Consider the following 21,108-nt stretch of genomic DNA (forward strand, 5'->3'; position numbering starts at 1 on the left):
TTTTCAACAAAGGTAAGCGTCATGCTGCAGGAAACTCTGATCGCCGCCGCTTCGGGGGGCAACAACGCCGCTGCTGCCCTGAACCAGATGGGCTTCTCCCACCTGATCCACGAAATGACCTCCAACCCGGGCGCCTTCGTGGTGTCGTGGGTGGTGCTGCTGACGCTGGTCTTCATGTCGGCCGGTTCCTGGTACTGGACCATCGTCAACATCATCAAGGCCGTGCGTCTGCGTTCGCAGGCCGACCGCGTGACCACCGCGTTCTGGGAAACCCCCAACGCGCAGGACGCGATCCGCGTGATGGAAGAGCAGCCGCGTAACGAGCCGTTCTCCAAGATCGCCCTGGACGCCGCCCAGGCCGCCGCGCACCACCAGCGCGCCGAGTCCACCGGTGCCGGTGAGACGCTGAGCCGTTCGGAATTCGTCGACCGCGCCCTGCGCCAGGCCGTCACCCGCGAGAGCACCAAGATCCAGAGCGGCATGATCTGGCTGGCGACCGTCGGCGCGACCGCCCCGTTCGTGGGTCTGCTGGGTACGGTGTGGGGCATCTACGGCGCCCTGATCCGCATCGGTGCCACCGGCAACGCCGGCATCGACGCGGTGGCCGGCCCGGTGGGTGAGGCGCTGATCATGACCGCCATCGGTCTGTTCGTCGCGATCCCGGCCGTGTTCGCCTACAACTTCTTCAGCAAGCTCAACGCGACCACCATCGCCAAGTTCGACACGTTCGCGCACGACCTGCACGACTTCTTCGCCACCGGCGCCCGCGTGCGCTGATCCGGCCTAGACACGAACTTACCGACAGGTATCCGGAGGCCACATGGCATTCAGTAGCGGGGGCGGCAGTGGCGGCCCCATGGTAGACATCAACGTGACGCCCCTGGTGGACGTCATGCTGGTGCTGCTGATCATCTTCATCATCACCACGCCGCTGATGCAGCAGAAGGTCAAGGTGCAGTTGCCCGAGACCACCTTCCTGCCGAACCCGGACGAACTGGCCAAGCGTGCGCCGCCAGTGAACATCGCGGTCACCGAGGACGGCTCGATCTACTGGAACGACGAGCCGGTCACCAAGGACGTGCTCGAGTCGCGCTTCTCCTCGGCGGCCCAGCAGACGCCGCAGCCGTCGATCAACCTGCGTGGCGACAAGACCACCAAGATGTCCACGATCAACGAGATCACCCGCATCGCGCAGGGTCAGGGCATGTTGGACGTCGGGTTCGTTTCCACGAAGCCGAAGAAGGGGGGCTGATCCATGGCCTTTAGCAGTGGAAGTGGCAAGGGCGCCATGGCCGAGATCAACGTGACGCCGTTGATCGACGTCATGCTGGTGCTGTTGATCATCTTCATCGTGACCGCGCCGATCATGACCTACCCGATCGACGTCGCCCTGCCGCAGCGGTCGCAGACGCCGCCGCCGACGACAGAGCCGCCGCCGCCGATCGATCTGCGGATCGACGCGTCCAACACGATCTACTGGAACAACAATCCGGTGGCCGTGAGCGCGTTGCAGAGCATGATGGAGAACGAGGTCCAGAAGGATCCGACCAACCAGCCGCAGCTGCGCATCGACGCCAATCCGGACTCCCAGTACGAGACGATGGCCCAGGTGCTCGCCGCCGCCAAGAACGCGCAGATGATGAAGATCGGTTTCATGCAGCAGTAATCGATCGGCTTCGTTCGCCAGTTCGCTTCGACGCCGCTCCGCAAGGGGCGGCGTCGTCGTTTGTGCGGCGCGCGGCTGCAAGTTGCGTCCGGTCGGATCTGTTCCCGCCGGGTGTGCTGCAAGAGACGCAACGCGATGCATGGGGCGTCGAGCCCCGCCGGGATATCAGCACATCACCACGGACCATTTGCCAGAATGAAATTTCGCCCTTCTACTTTCCGGCCCTTACGCCTGCGCAGCCCGTGATTTCCTTCCAGCACGTCAGCAAGTCCTACCGCAGCGGCGGCCGCGAGATCCACGCCCTGCGCGGCATCGATCTGGAAGTCCACCGCGGCGAGGTGCTGGGCGTGATCGGCCACTCGGGCGCGGGCAAGTCGTCTCTGCTGCGCCTGATCAACGGCCTGGAAACGCCGACCTCGGGCGCGGTGCTGGTCGAAGGGCAGGCCGTGGACCCGAAGGCCAAGGCCGCGCTGATCGCGCTGCGGCGCCGGATCGGGATGATCTTCCAGCACTTCAACCTGCTCAGCGCGCAGACCGCCGCGGGCAATGTCGCGTTTCCGCTGCGCCTGGCGGGCCTGCCGCAGGCCCAGGTCGAGGCGCGGGTGCGCGAACTGCTGGCGCGGGTCGGGCTGGAGCAGCAGGCCACGGCGTATCCGGCGCAGCTGTCCGGCGGGCAGAAGCAGCGGGTCGGCATCGCGCGTGCGCTGGCGACCGGGCCTTCGATCCTGCTGTGCGACGAGGCGACCAGTGCGCTGGATCCGCAGACCACCGCCTCGGTGCTGGACCTGCTGTCCGACCTCAATCGCGAGCTCGGGCTCACCATCGTGCTGATCACCCACGAGATGGAAGTGGTGCGCCGCATCTGCGACCGCGTCGTCGTGCTGGATGGCGGCCGCGTGGTGGAGCAGGGAGCGGTCAGCGAGGTGTTCCTGCATCCGCGGCATCCGACGACGCGGACTTTCCTGCACGAGGATGCGGCCGGGGTCGAGCGCATCCGCGCTGGCGAGGGGCAGCAGTTGCTGCGGGTGACCCTGGTGGGCGAGCAGGTCCATTCCCCGGTGCTGGGCGCGACCCTGCGCGCGCTGGGCGCCGAGTACTTCATCACCTCCGGCCGCGTCGATACGCTCAAGCACCTGCCGTATGGCCAGGTCACGCTGTCGGTGGACGCGCAGCTGAGCGACGCGGTCGTGCAGCGGCTGGCCGAGCAGGGCGTCCACGCCCAGGCGGTGACGCCGTGATCGGACTGCTGCCGGCCGGCTGGTTCTCGCATTTGGATGCGCAGAAGTGGGGCGAGATCGCCATTGCGCTGAAGGACACGCTGGTGATGCTCGGGCTCGCGTTCCCGCTGACGCTGGCTGTGGGCATCCCGCTGGGGCTGGTGCTGTTCCTGACCGGGCGCCAGCAGCCAGGCGCCCGGCCCGTGCTCAACGCCATCGTCGCCTTCGTGGTCAACGTGCTGCGCTCGGTGCCCTTCATCCTGCTGATGATCTGCCTGATCCCCATCACGCTGTGGGTGGCCGGCACGTCGCTGGGCGTCAAGGGCGCCATCCTGCCGCTGGTGGTGGGCGCCGCGCCGTTCTACGCGCGCCTGGTGGAATCGGCCCTGAGCGAAGTGGACCGCGGCGTGCTGGAGGCCAGCCAGGCCATGGGCGCGACCACGCACCAGCTGATCCTGCGCGTGCTGCTGCCCGAGGCGCTGCCGGGCCTGATCGCCGGCGCCACCGTCACCGCGATCGCGCTGATCGGCTTCACCGCGATGGGCGGTGCGATCGGCTCGGGTGGTCTGGGCGACCTGGCTTATCGCGAGGGCTATCTGCGCTCGCACACCGACGTGGCCGTGGTCACCGTCGTGCTGCTGGTGGCGATGGTGCAGCTGGTCCAGGTCGCCGGTGAGCGCCTGGCCGCGCGTTTCAACCATCGCTGAGATCTTCTCCCTCAACCCTGGAATCTCCATGAACCTCCTGCGACTTCTTGGCGTGCTGACCACCCTGGCGCTGGCCGGCTGCGGCAACGGCACGCCCTCCACCGGTGATGCGCACAGCGCGCCGCTCACTGTCGCCGCCACGGCGGTGCCGCACGCGGAGATCCTGGAGGTCGTCAAGCCGATCCTGGCCAAGGAAGGCGTGGCGCTGGACATCAAGGTCTTCAACGACTATGTCCAGCCCAACGATCAGGTCGTGCAGGGGCACATCGACGTGAACTACTTCCAGACCGAGCCGTATCTGGCGGCCTACAACAAGGATCGGGGCACCGATCTGCAGACCATTGTCGGTGTGCACATCGAGCCGTTCGGCGCCTATTCGCGCCGCTTCAAGTCGCTCGATGCGCTTCCCAACGGCGCCGATGTGGTGATCCCCAACGACCCCAGCAACAACAGCCGGGCGCTGATCCTGCTGGACAAGTTCGGCGTGATCAAACTCAAGGATCCGGGCAATCCGCTGTCCACGCTGCGCGACATCGTGGCCAACCCCAAGCAGCTCAAGTTCCGCGAGCTGGACTCGGCGATGCTGCCGCGCGTGCTGGACCAGGTGGACCTGGCGCTGATCAACACCAACTACGCGCTGGACGCGGGCCTGGATCCCACCCGCGACGCGCTGGCCATCGAAAGCCGCGACTCGCCCTACGTCAATTTCCTGGTCGGCCTGCCCGCCGCCAAGGACGACCCGCGCGTGCAGAAGCTCGCCAAGGCGCTGACCGGGCCCGAGGTGCGCGCCTTCATCGAGTCCAAGTACAAGGGCGCGGTGCTGCCGGCGTTCTGAAGGGCGCCGGCCCATCGAGGTGATGGAATCAGCGTGCAGCAAAACCCGCGGCAGCGGATCGAAAGCGCGGATCTTGCGCCCGATCGCATGAGTCTGGCGCTGGCGGATGTGCTGGACGGGAAGAACTTCGGCAGGCGGATGGTCAGGCTCGACTGAGTCGCGCGGTTTGCCATGAGCTCATGCGTGCTCGGAATTTGTCGCGGCGCATGCCTCAGGGTTTACTGGAGCTGCGATCCACGTGACGCGCCCCTTGGGTTGGGGGAAGGGCTGCACCAGTCGTCGCCTTGTGGGAGGCGGCGGCTGGTGCAGCAGGCTGTCGCGCTGCTGAGCTCCGTGGATTTCTCTTTCGCCTGTTCGACATCGTGCGCCGACTACGCTGCGCTGATTGGTGTGCTTGATCGGTTCGGCTTCGGTTCTTCTCGCGGTTGACGATTGCGGCGTGTGCGCTTGCTGGCTTCGGTGGGGGCAGCGGGCCGGCGGGCGGCGTCCGCTTATCCCTCAATCAGGGCATCCTGCCCTGATTGGGGCGCTCGGCATCCTGCCTCGCTCGTCGCGGCCACCGCCCGCCGGCCCGCTGCGGCGCGTCATGTCAGGGGCTTCGACGCGAAGAAGCCTCGATCCATCCGCCGCGCCACGCTGCCGGCATCAAAGCCGCTTGGTTACCGATTCACGGCTGTGTGCAGGTCGCGCTCGGATCGTGGCGTGCGTGCTTGGCGGTGTCAGGGCTGCGGGGCGGCGCCGGTGATGGCGAGGTAGCGGCGCACGGTGGTGTCCAGGCCGTCGTAGAGGGCTTCGGAGATCAGGGCGTGGCCGATGGAGACTTCCTGCACGTGGGGCACGGTGTCTAGGAACAGGCCCAGGTTGTCCTGGCTCAGGTCGTGGCCGGCATTGACGCCCAGGCCGAGCGCCTGGGCGGCGCGGGCGGTGGCGGCGAAGGCGTCGAGCGCCGGTTGCGGCGTGCCTGCGGCGCAGGCCTCGGCGTAGGGGCCGGTGTAGAGCTCGATGCGGTCGGCGCCCATCGCGGCGGCCTGCGCCAGTTCGCGGCAGCCGGCGTCGACGAACAGGCTGACGCGGCAGCCCAGCGCCTTGAACTGGGCCACCAGCGGTGCCAGGCGCGCGCCGTCCCGGGCGAAATCGAAGCCGTGGTCGGAGGTGAGCTGGCCGTCGGCATCGGGCACCAGGGTGACCTGGGCCGGGCGGACCTGTTCGCACAGCGCGACCAGGCCGGGATAGCCGGGCCTGGGGGGTGCGAAGGGATTGCCCTCGACGTTGAACTCGACCTGGAACTGCGCGGTCAGCGCGGCCAGGGCGATGACGTCCTCGGCGGTGATGTGGCGCCGGTCGGGGCGCGGATGCACGGTGATGCCCTGGGCGCCGGCCGACAGGCAGGTGCGCGCGGCGTGCAGCACGTCGGGCTCCTCGCCGCCGCGCGAGTTGCGCAGCACGGCGATCTTGTTGACGTTGACGCTCAGGGCGGTGCGCGGCTCAGGGGCCATTGCGCGGGTCCACGGTGGGGGCCTGTTCGGCGGCCTTGCGCGCCTTGGCCTGTTCGCGCAGGCGGTGCAGTTCGACCGGGTCGATCATGCCGCGGCCATCGGCGCTGCCGTTGCCGGCGCGGGCGGCGTACCAGCCCAGTGCCCAGGCCACCAGCAGGCCGAGCGCGGCCAGCAGCATCACCACCATCAGCGCCATCGACGTGGTGCGCAGGGCCACGCCCATCGCGCCCAGCGAAAGCAGCAGAAAGAGCCAGTACATGGGATACCGCGCAGGCCGGGAGGACGGCCTGGATTCTACCGTCCCGTGCGCGCGGCGGGCGCTGCCGCCGCGCTAGAGCAGGGGCGAGGCCAGGCGGGCCAGGGCCTCGGGCAGGCGGTTGCGCCACAGCGAGCGGTTGCGGGCGTTGTGTACGGGCGTGGCGCTGGCGAACTCGCCTTCCAGCAGCGTGGCCAGGCGGCGGCCGAAGCCCTCGTCGCGGAACAGCAGGCCGACCTCGAAGTTCAGCCGGAAGCTGCGGTGGTCGAAGTTGGCGCTGCCCAGCACGGCCAGGCGCTCGTCGCACAGCAGGGCCTTGGTATGCAGCATGCGCGGGCCGTATTCGTAGACCTTGACCCCGGCGGCCAGCAGCTCGTCGAAGTAGGAGCGTGCGGCGTAGGTGACGAAGCGCGAGTCGCTGAGCTTGGGCACCAGCAGGCGCACGTCCAGGCCGGCCAGCGCGGCCGAGGTCAGCGCCATCATCGCCGCCTCGCCAGGCACGAAGTAGGGCGTCACCAGCCAGACGCGCTCGTCGGCGTCGTGGATCGCGCCGACCTGCAGGCGGTGGATGGCCTCCCAGTCCGAGTCCGGCCCGGAGGTCAGCACCTGCACGGGAATCTCGCCCGGTGGCGCGTCTTCCTTCGGCGCCCATAGCACGGTGCCGGCGAAGTCGGCGCGGCCCTGGCCGCTGGCGTAGATCCAGTCCTCGACGAACACCTGCTGCAGGCCGCGCACGACTTCGCCCTCCACGCGCAGGTGCAGGTCACGGTAGGCGTCGGCGCGCAGGGCGTCGTTCTCCTCGTCGGTGATGTTGATGCCACCGGCGAAGCCGACCGTGCCGTCGATCACCACGATCTTGCGGTGCGTGCGCAGGTTGACCCAGGGCCGGCTGAAGGGCTTGAACTGGGTCGGGTGGAACCAGCACTGCTCGCCGCCGGCGTCCAGCAGCGGCTTGAGGAAGCGCCGGTTGGCCTTGCCGGCGCCGACCGCGTCGAGCAGCAGGCGCACGCGCACGCCGGCGCGGGCGCGCTCGATCAGCGCATCGCGCACGCGCGTGCCGGTGCGGTCGCGCTCGAAGATGTAGTACTCCAGGTGCACGTGGTTGGTGGCGGCGGCGATGGCCGCCAGCAGCGCCTCGTAGGTGGCCGCGCCATCGACCAGCAGGTCCGCGCGCGTGGCCCAGGAGGGCGGCAGGCCGGTCACCGCCTGGCCGAGCAGGGCCAGCTCGGTGCACAGCTGGTCGGGCGGGCAGATCGCCTCGTGCGCGTCCATGCCGTCGCGCGAGCGGTGGCGGCGCAGGCGCTGGCGCTTGATCTTCTGCGGGCCCAGCGCGAAGTAGATCAGGAAGCCGATGTAGGGCAGGGCGGCCAGCGACAGCAGCCAGCTGAGCGTGGCCGCCGGCTCGCGCTTCTGCAGGATGATCCAGCCGGCCAGCACCAGCAGGTACACCACCCAGGCGGTGGTGAGGTAGGTCTTCAGGTGCGGGATGTCCGCGATGTCGTGCCACAGCGTGGCGAGTGCGTCGAGCATCGGGCGATTGTAGAAGGCGCGTGCGACGCGCAGGCGACCGAGCGCGGATCTTTGTTGCGCCGCGCCAGCACGGCGGATAGGCCGGCCGCGGTTCTTTGTCCCCGCCGGCCGTGTCGGGCCGCAGGCCTTCTTTGTAGCGTGCCTGCCACGGTCGGGCGCTGCCCGGCCATCTCGACGGAGCTTGATCGATGGTCACGATGAAGGCGGCAGTGGTGCGGGAGCAGGGCGGCAGCTTCGCCATCGAGCAGATCCAGCTGGAGGCGCCGCGCGACAACGAGGTGTTGGTGCGGATCCTGGGCGTGGGCATGTGCCACACCGATCTGGTGGTGCGCGACCAGTACTTCCCCACGCCGCTGCCGGCCGTGCTCGGGCACGAGGGTGCGGGCGTGGTCGAACAGGTCGGCGCGGGGGTGACCAAGGTCAAGCCGGGCGACCACGTGGTGCTCAGCTACGCCAGCTGCGGGGTCTGCGCGAACTGCCAGAAGGGCCTGTACGGCTACTGCCCGGACCTGTACGGGCGCAACTTCAGCGGCGGCCGTCCGGACGGCTCCAGCCCGTGCTGCGATGCGCACGGCCAGCGCGTGAGCGCCTACTTCTTCGCCCAGTCCTCCTTCGGCGAATACGCCCTGGCGACAGAACGCAACGTGGTGAAGATCCCCGACGATGTGCCGGTGGAGATCATGGGCCCGCTGGGTTGCGGCATCCAGACCGGCGCTGGCGCGGTGATCAACGCGCTCAAGCCCGGCGCGGGCACTTCGATCGCGATCTTCGGCGCCGGCTCGGTCGGCCTGGCCGCGGTGATGGCGGCCAAGGTGGTGGGTTGCACCACGATCATCGCGGTGGACCTCAACGAAGGCCGCCTGGCCCTGGCCAGGGAACTGGGCGCCACGCATGCGATCAACGGCCGCGAGGACGCGGTCGCCGCGATCCAGGCCATCACCGGCGAGGGCGTGCAGTACTCGCTCGAATGCACCGGCCTGCCCAAGGTGCTGCGCCAGGCGGTGGACAGCCTGCGCCTGACCGGCGTGTGCGGGATCATCGGCGTGGCGCCGCTGGGCACCGAGGTGTCGCTGGACATCAACGGCCTGCTATTCGGCCGCACGGTGCGCGGCATCATCGAGGGCGACAGCGTGCCGGACGTGTTCATCCCGCAGCTGGTGGACCTGTGGAAGCAGGGCCGCTTCCCGTTCGACCGGCTGATCCGCAAGTACCCGCTGTCGCAGATCGACGCGGCCGCGCACGCCTCCGAATCCGGCGAGGTGCTCAAGGCGGTGCTGATCCCCGAGGGGGCGGGAGCCTGAAGGCCATGCTGCGGCCGACCATGACCCATCTGGTGCGCGCGGCGGCCGAACGTTTCGGCCAGCGCGTGGCCCTGACCCTGCCCGGCGAGGGCCAGTACACCTACGGTCAGCTCGACGACCTGGCCGGGCGCTTCGCCGGGGGGCTGGCGGCGCTGGGCGTCGGCGCCGGCGATCGGGTGGTGCTGTATCTGCCCAATGGCTGGCAGTGGATCGCCGCCTACCACGCCATCGCGCGGCTCGGCGCGGTGGTGGTGCCGGCCAACATCCTGCTCAGCGCGCAGGAGGTGTCCTACATGGCCAGCGATGCGCAGGCGGTGGCGGTGATCCTGCCGGCCGAGCGCAACGCGGCGGTGAGCCTGGACGCGGCGGTGCTCCGCATCGCGCTGGGCCGGGCCGAGGGCGCGCATTCCTTCGACGAGGTCCTGGATGGCGTCTACCGGTTGCCGGTGGAACGCGACCCCGAGGATCTGTTCACCATCGGCTACACCTCCGGCACCACCGGCAAGCCCAAGGGCGCGATGTTGACCCATCGCTGCCTGTTCGCCAGCCTGTCCGGCACGGCCACCGTGCATGTGCGCCACGAGCACGATGTGGTGCTGTCCTGCCTGCCGTTCCCGCACGTGTACGGCAACATCGTGATGAACGCGATGTTCCTGGCCGGCACGCGGCTGGTGGCCACGCCGAAGTTCGACCCGGGCACGGCGCTGGCGCTGATCGCCAGCGAGCGGGTGACGCTGTTCGAAGGCGTGCCGACCATGTACTACCAGCTGCTGGCGCACGCCGACATCGGCCGCGCCGACCTGTCCAGCCTGACCCGTTGCACGGTGGGCGGGCAGACCATGCCGGTGGCCAAGCTCGAGGCGGTGGTGCGCAGGTTCGGCTGCCCGCTGCTGGAGCTGTGGGGCATGACCGAGCTGGCCGGGCCGGCCACCAGCCATTCGCCGTACTGGGCGCCGCGGCCCGGCTCGATCGGGCTGCCGTTTCCCGGCATGCAGGCGCGCATCGCCGACCTGGACGAACCCGGCCGCGATGCCGCGCCCGGCACGCCCGGCGAGCTGCTGGTGCGCGGCCCGTTGGTCACCACCGGCTACTACAACAACCCGGCCGCCACCGCGCAGGCGCTGGACGCGCAGGGCTGGCTGGCCACCGGCGACATCGCCTACGCCGACGCGGACGGTTATCTGTTCGTGGTCGACCGCAAGAAGGACATGATCATCACCGCCTGCTACAACGTGTACCCGGCCGAGCTGGAGCAGGTGGTGGCCATGCACCCGGACGTGGTGATGACCGCCGTGGCCGGCTTTCCCGACGAGGAGAAGGGCGAGATCGCCGTGGCCTTCGTCGTGCGCCGTCAGGGCGCGGCCCTGGACGAGGCCACGCTGCTGCGCCACTGCCGCCGCCACCTGGCCGCCTACAAGGTGCCGCGCTCGGTGCGCTTCGTCCAAGACCTGCCCAAGACCAGCACCGGCAAGCTGATGCGCCGTGCGCTGGCCGACATCGCCTGACGGCGCTCCTTCCCGTTCCGCACACATCCCCGCACGAGGTGACCTGACATGCCCATCGACTTCTTCAAGGACTACACCCTGACCATCGACGGCCAGGCCGCGACCTCGGCCGTGACGCTAGAGGTGATCAACCCGGCCAACGAGCAGGTGATCGCACGCGTGCCCGACGCCAGCCGCGACCAGCTCGACGCCGCGGTGGCCGCGGCCAAGCGCGCCTTCCCGGCGTGGAGCGCGCTGCCGCTGGCCGAGCGCCAGCGCTATGTCGCGCGCATCGGCGATGCGATCGAGCGCCAGGCCGAGGACTTCATGAAGCTGCTCACCCTGGAGCAGGGCAAGGCGCGCCAGGGCGCCGAATGGGAGATCGGCGGCGCGGCGATCTGGTGCCACGAGATCGCCAAGCAGGAGCTGCCGCTGCACGTGGTCGAGGACACCGGCACGCGCCGGGTGGAGACACGCCGCGTGCCGCTGGGCGTGGTCGGCGGCATCACCCCGTGGAACTTCCCGGTGCTGCTGGCGATCTGGAAGATCGCCCCGGCGCTGGTGGCCGGCAACACCATGGTGCTCAAGCCCTCGCCCTACACCCCGCTGACCACGCTCAAGCTGGGCGAGCTGCTGCGCGGCGTGCTGCCCGACGGCGTGCTCAACATCGTCTCCGGCGGCAACGAACTGGGCGCCTGGATTACCGCGCACCCGGACATCGCCAAGGTCAGCTTCACCGGCTCGACCGCGACCGGGCGCAAGATCATGGAATCGGCCTCGGGCAACCTCAAGCGCATCACCCTGGAACTGGGCGGCAACAACCCGGCCATCGTGCTGCCGGACGTGGACGTGGAGGAGGTGGCCGAGAAGCTGTTCTGGGCGAGCTTCCAGAACAGCGCGCAGTTCTGCGTGGCGGCCAAGCGCCTGTACGTGCACGAGGACATCTACGACGACCTGGCCAAGGCGCTGGTGGCCTACGCCAAGACCGTGCAGGTTGGCGACGGCGCGCTGCCGCAGACCCAGCTGGGCCCGATCCAGAACCGCATGCAGTTCGAGAAGCTCAAGAACCTGCTGGCCGACGCCAAGGCCAACAAGCTGCGCTTCCTGCTCGGCGGGGAAATCCCCGACCAGCCCGGCTACCTGGTGCCGATCACCCTGATCGACAACCCGCCCGACGACAGCCGCGTGGTGCGCGAGGAGGCCTTCGGCCCGGTGCTGCCGCTGCTGAAGTTCAAGGACGTGGACGAGGTGGTCGCGCGCGCCAACGACACCGAATACGGCCTGGCCGCCTCGGTCTGGTCGCGCGACGTGGAGGCCGCGCGCCAGGTGGCCGAGCGCATCGACGCCGGCACGGTGTGGATCAACGAGATCCACACCTTCTCCCCGCACGTGGCCTTCGGCGGGCGCAAGCAGTCCGGCATCGGCATCGAGAACGCGCTGGAAGGCCTGGCCGAATACACTGCGGTGCAGACCCTGGCCATCAATCGCGCGCAGGCCAGCGGCGCGGGACGCAAGGCCGCCTGAGGGCGGCCACGCCCGGCGCCGCCAGGCCGGGCATCGATGCGTTCGTTGTGCAGTGCGCGATGCGTCTTGCCTCGCGCCGCTGCCACCCTGCGCGTGCCCGCACGTTTCGCAACACGAGACCCGATGTGACTGTCCTCACCAGCCTGATCGACCTGGACGCCGCCTCCAGCCAAGCCAATGCCCAGCACAACCGCGCCCTGGCCCAGCAGCTGCGGGAGCGCGTGGCCAGCGCCGCCCTGGGCGGCTCGGCGCAGGCGCGCGAGCGCCATCTGGCCCGCGGCAAGCTGCTGCCGCGCGAACGGGTCAACCGCCTGCTCGACCCGGGCTCGCCTTTCCTGGAGATCGGCGCGCTGGCGGCCAACGGCATGTACGAGGATAGCGCGCCCGGCGCCGGGGTGATCGGCGGCATCGGCCGGGTCAGCGGGCGCGAGGTGATGATCCTGGCCAACGATTCGACGGTGAAGGGCGGCGCCTACTTCCCGATGACGGTCAAGAAGCACCTGCGCGCGCAGGAGATCGCGCTTGAGAACCACCTGCCGTGCATCTACCTGGTCGATTCGGGCGGCGCCAACCTGCCGCACCAGTCCGAGGTGTTCCCCGACCGCGAGCACTTCGGCCGCATCTTCTACAACCAGGCGCAGATGTCGTCCAAGGGCATCGCCCAGATCGCCTGCGTGATGGGCAGCTGCACCGCCGGCGGCGCCTATGTGCCGGCGATGAGCGACGAGACCATCATCGTGCGCGGCCAGGGCACGATCTTCCTGGCCGGCCCGCCGCTGGTGAAGGCGGCCACCGGCGAGGAGATCTCGGCCGAGGAGCTGGGCGGCGCCGACACCCACGGCCGGCGCTCGGGCGTGGTCGACCACGTCGCCGAGGACGACGAACACGCGCTGCTGCTGGTGCGCCAGATCGTGGCCACGCTCAACCATCCCAAGACGGTGGACATCGACCTGCAGCCGCCGCGGCCGCCGCGCCTGCCGGCCGAGGACCTGTACTCGATCATTCCGCAGGACGTGCGCGCGCCCTACGACGTGCACGAGGTGATCGCACGCCTGGTCGATGGCTCGGAGCTGCACGAGTTCAAGCCGCTGTACGGCACCACGCTGGTGTGCGGCTTCGCGCGCATCTGGGGCATCCCGGTGGCGATCCTGGCCAACAACGGCGTGCTGTTCTCCGAAAGCGCGCTCAAGGGCGCGCACTTCATCGAACTGGCCTGCCAGCGCCGGGTGCCGCTGCTGTTCCTGCAGAACATCTCCGGCTTCATGGTCGGCGGCAAGTACGAGGCCGAGGGCATCGCCAAGCACGGCGCCAAGCTGGTCACCGCGGTGGCCACCGCCAGCGTGCCCAAGATCACCGTGCTGATCGGCGGCAGCTTCGGCGCGGGCAACTACGGCATGTGCGGGCGCGCCTACAGCCCGCGCTTTTTGTTCACCTGGCCCAATGCGCGCATCTCGGTGATGGGCGGCGAGCAGGCCGCCTCGGTGCTGGCCACCGTGCACCGCGACGCGGCCAGCTGGACGCCCGAGCAGCTGGAGGCCTTCAAGACGCCCATCCGCGAGGTCTACGAGCGCGAGGGCAATCCCTACTTCGCCACCGCGCGCCTGTGGGACGACGGCATCATCGACCCGGCGCAGACCCGCGACGTGCTGGGGCTGGCGTTCTCGGCCACCTTGAACGCCCCGATTCCGCAGGCCGCACGCTTCGGCGTGTTCCGCATGTGATCGCCAGGAGAGTCCCATGATCGAGAGCCTGCTGATCGCCAACCGCGGCGAGATCGCCCGCCGCATCCTGCGCACCGCCCAGCGCCTGGGCGTGCGCACCATCGCCGTGTATTCCGAGGCCGATGCCGGCCTGCCGTTCGTGCGCGAGGCCGACCAGGCCGTGTGCATCGGCCCGGCGCCGGCGCGCGAGAGCTATCTGTCCGCCGACAAGCTGCTCGCCGCGGCGCGCCAGACCGGCGCGGCCGCGATCCATCCCGGCTACGGCTTCCTGTCGGAGAACGCCGAATTCGCCGACGCGGTGATCGCCGCCGGGCTGGTCTGGGTGGGCGCGCCGCCGGCGTCGATCCGCGCGATGGGGCGCAAGGACGCGGCCAAGGCGCGCATGCAGGCGGCCGGCGTGCCGGTCACGCCGGGTTATCTGGGCGAGGACCAGTCGACGCCGCGCCTGGAGCGCGAGGCCGATGCCATCGGCTACCCGGTGCTGATCAAGGCCGTGTCCGGCGGCGGCGGCAAGGGCATGCGCAAGGTCGACGCCGCGGCCGACTTCGCCGCCGCGCTGGACAGCTGCCGGCGCGAGGCCGCCGCGGCCTTCGGCGACGACCGCGTGCTGCTGGAGAAGTACGTCAGCAACCCGCGCCACATCGAGGTGCAGGTGTTCGGCGACACGCACGGCAACGTGGTGCACCTGTTCGAACGCGACTGCTCGCTGCAGCGCCGCCACCAGAAGGTGATCGAGGAAGCGCCCGCGCCGGGCATGGACGCGGCCACGCGCCAGGCGCTGTGCGCGGCGGCGGTGAAGGCCGCGCGCGCGGTGGATTACGTGGGCGCCGGCACCATCGAGTTCATCGCCGACGGCTCGCAGGGGCTGCGCGCCGACGCGATCTGGTTCATGGAAATGAACACCCGGCTGCAGGTCGAGCACCCGGTGACCGAGTCGATCACCGGCCAGGACCTGGTGGAATGGCAGCTGCGCGTGGCCTCGGGCGAGGCGCTGCCGCTGGCGCAGGACCAGCTGGCGATCCATGGCTGGGCGATGGAGGCGCGGCTGTACGCGGAGAACCCGTCCAACGGCTTCCTGCCGTCGATCGGTCCGCTCGAGCGCCTGCGTCTGCCGGAGGACATCCGTATGGACAGCGGCGTGGAGGAAGGTGGCGAGGTCAGCCCGTTCTACGACCCGATGATCGCCAAGCTCATCGCCGATGCGCCCACGCGCGCGCAGGCCGCGCGCCGCCTGGCGCAGGCCTGCGCCCAGGTGCAGGTGTGGCCGGTGCGCACCAATGCGGCGTTCCTGGCGCGTACGGCGGCGCATCCGCAGTTCGTGGCGGGGCAGGTCGATACCGGCTTCATCGCGCGGCATCTGGACGCGCTGCTGCCGCCGGCCGTGCCGCCGCCGGCGCTGCTGGACCAGGCCGCCAGTGCGCTGCTGCCGGCGCAGGACGGCAGCCCGTGGACGGCGCTGCGCGGCTTCCGCGCCAATGCGCCGCGCGAGCATCGCGCCGCGGTGCGCGTGGGCGAGGCGATCCACCTGGCGCAGTGGCACGCCGGTCCCGCGCCTGCGCTGGTGACGGTAGAGGGCACGCAGCTGCTGTTCGACGCCGGCCAGGCCTGGCCGGTGGCGGTGCCGACGCTGGGCGAGGCCAGCGCGGCGGGCGAGACCGGCGACGGCGCGCTGCTGGCGCCGATGCCCGGGCGCATCGTCGCGGTGCAGGTGGCGCAGGGCGAGCAGGTGACGCGCGGACAGGCGTTGGTGGTGCTGGAGGCGATGAAGATGGAGCAGACCCTGCAGGCGCCCTTCGCCGGCACGGTGCGCGAGCTGAGCGTGCAGGTCGGCGCGCAGGTGAGCGAAGGCAAGGTGTTGCTGGTGATCGAACAGGAGCAGGCGGCGTGAGCGGCGGACGGCACTTTGAGCAGTGGGCGATCGGCGATCGCATCGACCACGTGATGCGCAGGACGGTCACCGAGACCGACAACCTGCTGTTCTCCACCATGACCCACAACCCGCAGCCGCTGCACCTGGACGCCGAGGCGGCGCGCGCCAGCGAGTTCGGACAGATTCTGGTCAATGGCACCTTCACCTTCGCGCTGATGATCGGGCTGTCGGTGGGCGACACCACGCTCGGCACGCTGGTGGCCAACCTGGGCTACGACAAGGTGGTGATGCCCAAGCCGGTGTTCATCGGCGACACGCTGCGCGCGCAGACCGAAGTGGTGGACCTGCGGCCCAGCCGCTCGCGGCCCGAGGCGGGGCTGGTGACCTTCCGCCACCGCATGCTCAACCAGCGCGACGAGGTGGTGTGCGAATGCCTGCGCACCGCGCTGCTGACGCGCTCGGGCCAGGCGCCGGCATGAGGCTGCGCTCGCTGCTGTTCGTGCCCGGCGACCGGCCGGAGCGCTTCGCCAAGGCGCAGGCCAGCGGCGCCGACGCGATCATCCTGGACCTGGAAGACGCCGTCGCGCCGGAGAGCAAGGACGCCGCGCGCGCGGCGGTGGCCGCGTTCCTGCAGGCGCGCGCGACCGCGCAGGGCGGCACGGTGCTGGTGCGGATCAATCCCATCGACGGTGACGCCCTGGCGCGCGATCTGGCCGCCGCGCACGGCGCCGATGCGCTGGTGCTGCCCAAGGCCGAAGGCGCGGCCACGGTGCACGCGCTGGCCGCGCATCTGGGCGATGCGCCCGTGCCGATCCTGCCCATCGCCACCGAGACGCCGGCCGCCATCTTCCAGCTGGGCAGCTATGCGCAGGTCGCCGAGCGCCTGTTCGGGCTGACCTGGGGCGCCGAGGACCTGCCGGCGGCCATCGGTGCGGCCACCAGCCGCGAGGCCGATGGCCAGTACACGCCGCCCTACCAGACCGTGCGCGCGCTGGCGCTGTTCGCCGCGCATGCCGCCGGCGTGCCGGCCATCGACACGGTGTATCCGGCGCTGCAGGACGAGGCCGGCCTGACCGCCTACGCCGCGCGCGCGGCGCGCGACGGCTTCACCGGCATGCTGGCCCTGCATCCGGCGCAGGTGCCGATCGTCAACCGCGCCTTCACTCCAGATGCCGAGTCGGTGGCACATGCGCGCAGGATCGTCGCCGCGTTCGCCGCCGCGCCCGGCGCCGGCGCATTGCAGGTCGATGGGCGCATGGTCGATGCGCCGCATCTCAAGCAGGCCCGGCGCCTCCTCGCGCAGACAGGAGAGGGTTGATGGGCAAGGTCTACGACAGCGCCGCGGCGGCGCTGCAGGGCCTGGTGTTCGACGGCATGACCGTCGCGGCCGGTGGCTTCGGCCTGTGCGGCATCCCCGAGCGCCTGATCGACGCGCTGCGCGACACCGGCGTGCAGGGCCTGACCTGCGTGTCCAACAATGCCGGCATCGACGGCCAAGGCCTGGGCACGCAGCGCGGCACGTAGAGACCCCGCGCCTGGCAGCAGGCGCAGGCGGTTGTGAAGTCAAGGTGGCGCATGCCTCAGGACGCGGCCAGGCCGGCGGCCAGGTGGTCGATCCAGGCGCGTGCGCGCGCCGGCAGGAAACGGTTGGGCGGGTACAGCAGCCAGGCCGTGCCGGAGTAGGCCGTAATGTGGCGCCAGCCGGTCAGCACCGGCACCAGCGTGCCGGCCTCCAGCGCGGGGCGGGCGGTAAAGCCGGGCAGGGAGGCGATGCCCAGATCCGCCAGGGCCGCCTCGCGCCGCATCTCGCTGTGGTTGGCCTGGTAGCGGCCGCGCACCGCCACGCTGGCGCTGGCCGCCTCGCCGCCGCCGGCGCGCTCGAAGCGCCAGTGCCGGTCGCGCTCGTCCTCGCCCAGCACGATGCAGTCGTGCTGGGCCAACTCGCGCGGGTGCTCCGGCAGGCCGCGCCGCGCCAGGTAGGCCGGGCTGGCGCAGACCAGGTGCTCCACCGTCTCCAGCGGCCGGCCCGCCAACCCCGGCGGCGGGGTGTCGGTGATGCGCACGGCCAGGTCGATGTCCTCGGCGAACAGGTCCACCGTGCGGTCGGTCACCACCAGCTGCAGGTCCACCTGCGGGTGCGCGGCCAGGAAGGCCGGCACCAGCGGATGGATGCGCAGCCGGCCATAGGCCTTGGGCGCGCTCATGCGCACCAGCCCGCGCGGCGCGCCGTCGGCATCGCCGGCCAGCGAGAACACCTCGCGCGCGGCGCTCTCCAGCTGCTGGCAGCGGGCATGGGCTGCGCGCCCGGCCTCGGTCAGGCGCAGCTGGCGCGTGGAGCGCTCCAGCAGGCGCACGCGCAGCGCGCGTTCCAGCCGTGCCACCTGCCGGCTCACGGCCGAGGGCGTCAGCCCCAGCCCACGCGCCGCGGCGGAGAAACTGCCGGCCGCCACCACGCGTGCGAACACCGCCATGTCGGACAGGCTGTCGAGGGCCTCATTCGTGCGCATGGGGAACAGAACCTGTGCTGGAGAGGCGGATTATCGCGGCGGGATCGCGAATATACGCTGCGCCCATGTCCACTTCCGCTCCCACCCTCGCATCCTCGCCCTCGCCAGCCGCGCCCAGGCTGCTGCGTGCCGCCGACGCCGCCCTGCTGCTGGTCGCCATCGTCTGGGGCACCAGCTACGGCGTGGCCAAGGGCGCGCTGGCGTTCTACCCCGTGCTGGGCTTTTTGGCCGTGCGCTTCCTGCTGACCACCGCGCTGCTGGCGCCGGCGTGTCTGCGCGCCACCCGGGCGCAGTGGCGCGGCGCCGTGCGCGCCGGTCTGCCGCTGGGCGGGCTGCTGCTGGCGATCTTCCTGTGCGAGACCTACGGCGTGGCGCACACCCAGGCCAGCCACGCGGCCTTCCTCATCAGCCTGTGCGTGGTGTTCACGCCGTTCGCCGAATGGGCATTGCTGGGCCGGAGGCCGGCCGCGGTGGTGGTGGCCTGTGCGGCGGTCTCCCTGGCCGGGGCGGCCCTGCTCGCCGGCGGCCCGCGGATGCACTGGGGCTGGGGCGATGCGCTGATGCTGGCTGCGGCCGTGCTGCGGGCGATCACGGGCTGTGCCACCAGCGGGCTCGCGCGCCGGCATGCGCAGGCACCGATGCTGCTGCTGACCGCCGTGCAATCCGCCGTGGTCGGCACCGGGTGCCTGGCGCTGGCGTGGGTCCTGCTGCCCGCCGGCCTGCCCGCGCTGCCGCAGGCCGGCGCCTTCTGGTGGGCCTGTCTCTACCTGGTGCTGGGCTGCACGGTGTTCGCCCTGGTGGCGCAGAACTGGGCGCTGCGCCGCGGCACGCCCAGCCGCGTGGGCCTGCTGATGGGCACCGAGCCGGTGTGGGGCGCGCTGTTCGCGGTGGTGTGGCTGGGCGAACGGCTCACCGTGGCCGGCTGGCTGGGCGGCGCGCTGATCGTGGGCGCGGCGCTCTGGACGCTGCGCAGCGGGAAAGTTTGAACCGTTCGAACCACGCGCTTTGCCGTGCAACTGCACAAAAAAGACGGCGCCGAAAGGCGCCGTCCTTTGTCTGAAGCCGATGGACGCGGCTTACTTCTTGGTCGCCGCGACGACCTTCAGCTTGGTCGCATTGACGCTCTTCACGCCTTCGATGGCCTTGGCCTTGGCAACGGTGCGGTCCTTCTCGGCCTTGGTGGCGGTGGTACCGCTCAGCCAGACCACGCCGTCCTTGGTCTCCACCGACACGTCGGTGCCCGAAACGCCCTTGCTGGCCAGCAGATCGGCCTTGACCTTGGTGGTGATCCAGGTGTCGGTGCCCGGCTGGTCGGACTTGTCCGGCGGCATGGCGTCGCTGTGCTGCATGCCGGCGTGGTCCATCGGCTTGTCGGTCTGCGCGCTCTGCGCCCAGACCGGAGCCGACAGGCTCACGGTGAGCAGGGTGGCGATAGCGAGCGAAGTACGGTTGCGGAGTTTCATGGCGCGCTCCTTAGTTGGCGCTTTGGTGTGGCGCCACGGTGCACGCCCCCGCATTCAACGCCAGTGACTGAAAGCGCTTGCGCTTCGTCGCGCCGCCTGAACGCGCCGGGCAGGTCTAGTTCAGCCCCGGCTCGTCCAGTCGCAGCGTCAGGCACTTGGCCGAGCCGCCGGCCTTGAGGAACTCATCCAGCGGTGTCTCCCGCACGCGATAGCCGTGCGCGGCCAGCGCCTGGCGCAGCGCTGCACTGGCGCGGTTGAGGATCACCACGTTGTCCAGGTTGACCGCGTTGCAGGCGAAGGCCAGCGCGTCTTCCTCGGACACCGCGATGCGCTTGTCTTCCGGCACGCGTGCGGCGATGGCCGCCTGCGCGGTCTCGTCGAAGGCCGCGGGGAAGTACAGCAGCTCGCCGCCGGACAGCGGGCACAGGCAGGTGTCCAGGTGATAGAAGCGCGGATCGACCAGCCGCAGCGGCACCACCTCGAGGCCCAGCCGTTCCTGCAGCGCGGCGGCGGCGCGCGCATCGCTGCGGTGGCCATAGCCGAACCACAGCCGCGGCGCGGCGCGATCGAGCAGCGCATCGCCAGCGCCTTCGAACTCGATCCCGTCCAGCAGGTCCACCGCGAAGCGCGCCCCGGCGAACCACTGGGTGAAATGCGGCTCCTCGCCGGCGCGCTCGGCATGGCGGAAGCGGCTGGGCACGGCCAGGTCGCGATAGACCAGCCCGGCGTTGGCGGTGAACACCATGTCCGGCAGGCCCGGCACGTGCGGGATCAGTTCCACGTCGGCCGCATCGGCCACCATGGCGTGCAGGTTCTCCCACTGGCGCTGCGCGCGGCCGCGGTCGGCCTGGTCGCGGTTGCCGGTCATCCAGGGGTTGATGTCGTAGTCCACCGAGAAGTGCGTGGGCGGGCACATCAGCACGCGCGGGCGGGGCGAGGTCGACATGGGCAAGCGTCTCGTGATTGGCGTTGTGGCATCCTAGGCCGCGCGCAAACCAGCAAGAAGCGCGCAGATCGCCAGTGTTTGCCGGATTTCTGTCAAATCGATGACAGGCGCTGGCGAATCGCCAGACTTCCATTCGCCCTCCGGAGGCCCGCCATGGCCGAAGCCCTCGACGTCCTGGATCAGGATCTCATCGCCTTGTTACGGGCCGACAGTCGAACGCCCGCCGCGCTGCTGGCCAAGCAGCTCAAGGTCTCGCGCAGCACCGTGCAGAACCGCATCACCCGCCTGCAGCGCAGCGGCCTGCTGCTGGGCTTCACCATCCGCCTGGCCAACGAGGACGGCCTGCACGGCGTGCGCGCCATCACCCAGATCGAGGTCCGCGGCGGCGCCACCGACAAGGTCGTGGCCGCCCTGCGCCGCCTGCCGGAGGTGGTGAGCGTGTATTCCACCAACGGCCGCTGGGACCTGGTGGCCGAGGTGCGCACCGACGACCTGGCCGGCTTCGACCAGGCCCTGCGCCGCCTGCGCGACATCGAAGGCATCGCCGCCTCCGAGACCAGCCTGCTGCTGGCCGAACAGCGCTGA

Annotated in this window: 22 protein-coding genes and 1 pseudogene; 17 read left to right on the forward strand and 6 right to left on the reverse strand. The window is 70.4% G+C overall.

Annotation, left to right across the window (positions count from 1 at the left end; translation table 11 throughout):
- Positions 1 to 21: 21 nt before the first annotated feature.
- The 7 genes from exbB (at position 22) to EAT51_RS20735 (ending at position 4,581) form a co-directional block, all read left to right on the forward strand.
- On the forward strand, positions 22 to 777 hold the full coding sequence (exbB, locus tag EAT51_RS03735) for a TonB-system energizer ExbB (RefSeq protein WP_130524139.1): 756 nt from the start codon (positions 22 to 24) through the stop codon (positions 775 to 777).
- A gap of 43 nt (positions 778 to 820) precedes the next feature.
- Positions 821 to 1,252, forward strand: a complete 432-nt coding sequence (locus EAT51_RS03740) for an ExbD/TolR family protein (protein ID WP_130520374.1) — start codon at positions 821 to 823, stop codon at positions 1,250 to 1,252.
- Positions 1,253 to 1,255: 3 nt separating this feature from the next.
- Positions 1,256 to 1,666, forward strand: a complete 411-nt coding sequence (locus EAT51_RS03745; protein ID WP_130520376.1) for an ExbD/TolR family protein — start codon at positions 1,256 to 1,258, stop codon at positions 1,664 to 1,666.
- A 242-nt stretch (positions 1,667 to 1,908) separates the two neighbouring features.
- A complete protein-coding gene (locus EAT51_RS03750) occupies positions 1,909 to 2,904 on the forward strand; it encodes a methionine ABC transporter ATP-binding protein (protein ID WP_130561322.1) in 996 nt (331 codons plus the stop codon).
- Positions 2,904 to 3,590, forward strand: a complete 687-nt coding sequence (locus EAT51_RS03755) for a methionine ABC transporter permease (protein WP_425599564.1) — start codon at positions 2,904 to 2,906, stop codon at positions 3,588 to 3,590. Before EAT51_RS03750 ends, EAT51_RS03755 begins: the two co-directional genes overlap by 1 nt.
- 28 nt (positions 3,591 to 3,618) lie before the next feature.
- Positions 3,619 to 4,425 carry a MetQ/NlpA family ABC transporter substrate-binding protein gene (locus EAT51_RS03760; protein ID WP_130561323.1) on the forward strand — a complete coding sequence of 269 codons (807 nt, stop codon included), beginning with the start codon at positions 3,619 to 3,621 and terminating at the stop codon, positions 4,423 to 4,425.
- Between the two features lie 33 nt (positions 4,426 to 4,458).
- The gene (locus EAT51_RS20735; RefSeq protein ID WP_265937021.1) at positions 4,459 to 4,581 is read left to right on the forward strand and encodes a hypothetical protein; all 123 of its coding nucleotides are present in this window, start codon (positions 4,459 to 4,461) and stop codon (positions 4,579 to 4,581) included.
- A 563-nt stretch (positions 4,582 to 5,144) separates the two neighbouring features.
- Here the strand turns inward: EAT51_RS20735 and EAT51_RS03765 are convergent.
- From EAT51_RS03765 to cls, 3 genes are all read right to left on the reverse strand, one after another.
- On the reverse strand, positions 5,145 to 5,921 hold the full coding sequence (locus EAT51_RS03765) for a pyridoxine 5'-phosphate synthase (protein WP_130561324.1): 777 nt from the start codon (positions 5,919 to 5,921) through the stop codon (positions 5,145 to 5,147).
- Entirely contained in the window at positions 5,911 to 6,180 is a 270-nt protein-coding gene (locus EAT51_RS03770; RefSeq protein WP_130561325.1) for a hypothetical protein, read from the reverse strand. The genes EAT51_RS03765 and EAT51_RS03770 overlap by 11 nt, the downstream gene beginning before the upstream one ends.
- A gap of 72 nt (positions 6,181 to 6,252) precedes the next feature.
- Positions 6,253 to 7,707 (reverse strand): cardiolipin synthase, encoded by a 1,455-nt coding sequence (cls, locus tag EAT51_RS03775; RefSeq protein ID WP_130561326.1) that lies wholly within the window; start codon positions 7,705 to 7,707, stop codon positions 6,253 to 6,255.
- Positions 7,708 to 7,895: 188 nt separating this feature from the next.
- On the opposite strand from cls, the gene EAT51_RS03780 reads away from it, so the two are divergent.
- The 8 genes and pseudogenes from EAT51_RS03780 to EAT51_RS03815 all read left to right on the forward strand — a co-directional run.
- Positions 7,896 to 9,008 carry an NAD(P)-dependent alcohol dehydrogenase gene (locus EAT51_RS03780; RefSeq protein ID WP_130532236.1) on the forward strand — a complete coding sequence of 371 codons (1,113 nt, stop codon included), beginning with the start codon at positions 7,896 to 7,898 and terminating at the stop codon, positions 9,006 to 9,008.
- Between the two features lie 5 nt (positions 9,009 to 9,013).
- Positions 9,014 to 10,513, forward strand: coding sequence for an AMP-binding protein (locus EAT51_RS03785; RefSeq protein ID WP_130561327.1), 1,500 nt, complete (start codon positions 9,014 to 9,016; stop codon positions 10,511 to 10,513).
- Positions 10,514 to 10,561: 48 nt separating this feature from the next.
- On the forward strand, positions 10,562 to 12,016 hold the full coding sequence (locus EAT51_RS03790; RefSeq protein ID WP_205965156.1) for an aldehyde dehydrogenase family protein: 1,455 nt from the start codon (positions 10,562 to 10,564) through the stop codon (positions 12,014 to 12,016).
- A 125-nt stretch (positions 12,017 to 12,141) separates the two neighbouring features.
- Complete coding sequence (locus tag EAT51_RS03795; RefSeq protein ID WP_205953600.1) at positions 12,142 to 13,737, forward strand: carboxyl transferase domain-containing protein; 1,596 nt, start codon at positions 12,142 to 12,144, stop codon at positions 13,735 to 13,737.
- A gap of 16 nt (positions 13,738 to 13,753) precedes the next feature.
- Positions 13,754 to 15,625, forward strand: a complete 1,872-nt coding sequence (locus EAT51_RS03800) for an acetyl/propionyl/methylcrotonyl-CoA carboxylase subunit alpha (RefSeq protein ID WP_130561329.1) — start codon at positions 13,754 to 13,756, stop codon at positions 15,623 to 15,625.
- Complete coding sequence (locus EAT51_RS03805; RefSeq protein ID WP_205953602.1) at positions 15,622 to 16,086, forward strand: MaoC family dehydratase; 465 nt, start codon at positions 15,622 to 15,624, stop codon at positions 16,084 to 16,086. The genes EAT51_RS03800 and EAT51_RS03805 overlap by 4 nt, the downstream gene beginning before the upstream one ends.
- On the forward strand, positions 16,083 to 16,925 hold the full coding sequence (locus EAT51_RS03810; protein WP_130520391.1) for an HpcH/HpaI aldolase/citrate lyase family protein: 843 nt from the start codon (positions 16,083 to 16,085) through the stop codon (positions 16,923 to 16,925). Before EAT51_RS03805 ends, EAT51_RS03810 begins: the two co-directional genes overlap by 4 nt.
- Positions 16,925 to 17,113: pseudogene (locus EAT51_RS03815) on the forward strand (CoA-transferase); the annotation flags it as partial. The gene EAT51_RS03810 and the pseudogene EAT51_RS03815, both read left to right, overlap by 1 nt.
- A 74-nt stretch (positions 17,114 to 17,187) precedes the next feature.
- On the opposite strand, the gene EAT51_RS03820 reads toward EAT51_RS03815, so the two are convergent.
- The gene (locus tag EAT51_RS03820; protein WP_130520395.1) at positions 17,188 to 18,114 is read right to left on the reverse strand and encodes a LysR family transcriptional regulator; all 927 of its coding nucleotides are present in this window, start codon (positions 18,112 to 18,114) and stop codon (positions 17,188 to 17,190) included.
- A gap of 65 nt (positions 18,115 to 18,179) precedes the next feature.
- Here EAT51_RS03820 and EAT51_RS03825 point away from each other — a divergent pair, with 65 nt between their 5' ends.
- Positions 18,180 to 19,100 (forward strand): DMT family transporter, encoded by a 921-nt coding sequence (locus tag EAT51_RS03825; protein WP_130520398.1) that lies wholly within the window; start codon positions 18,180 to 18,182, stop codon positions 19,098 to 19,100.
- A gap of 90 nt (positions 19,101 to 19,190) precedes the next feature.
- On the opposite strand, the gene EAT51_RS03830 is transcribed toward EAT51_RS03825, so the two are convergent.
- A complete protein-coding gene (locus tag EAT51_RS03830) occupies positions 19,191 to 19,577 on the reverse strand; it encodes a BON domain-containing protein (protein WP_130520400.1) in 387 nt (128 codons plus the stop codon).
- Between the two features lie 115 nt (positions 19,578 to 19,692).
- On the reverse strand, positions 19,693 to 20,523 hold the full coding sequence (locus tag EAT51_RS03835; RefSeq protein WP_130520402.1) for a dimethylarginine dimethylaminohydrolase family protein: 831 nt from the start codon (positions 20,521 to 20,523) through the stop codon (positions 19,693 to 19,695).
- 153 nt (positions 20,524 to 20,676) lie between these two features.
- On the opposite strand from EAT51_RS03835, the gene EAT51_RS03840 reads away from it, so the two are divergent.
- A complete protein-coding gene (locus EAT51_RS03840; RefSeq protein WP_130520404.1) occupies positions 20,677 to 21,108 on the forward strand; it encodes an Lrp/AsnC family transcriptional regulator in 432 nt (143 codons plus the stop codon).

Source organism: Pseudoxanthomonas winnipegensis, assembly GCF_004283755.1.
Classification (GTDB): Bacteria; Pseudomonadota; Gammaproteobacteria; order Xanthomonadales; family Xanthomonadaceae; genus Pseudoxanthomonas_A; species Pseudoxanthomonas_A winnipegensis.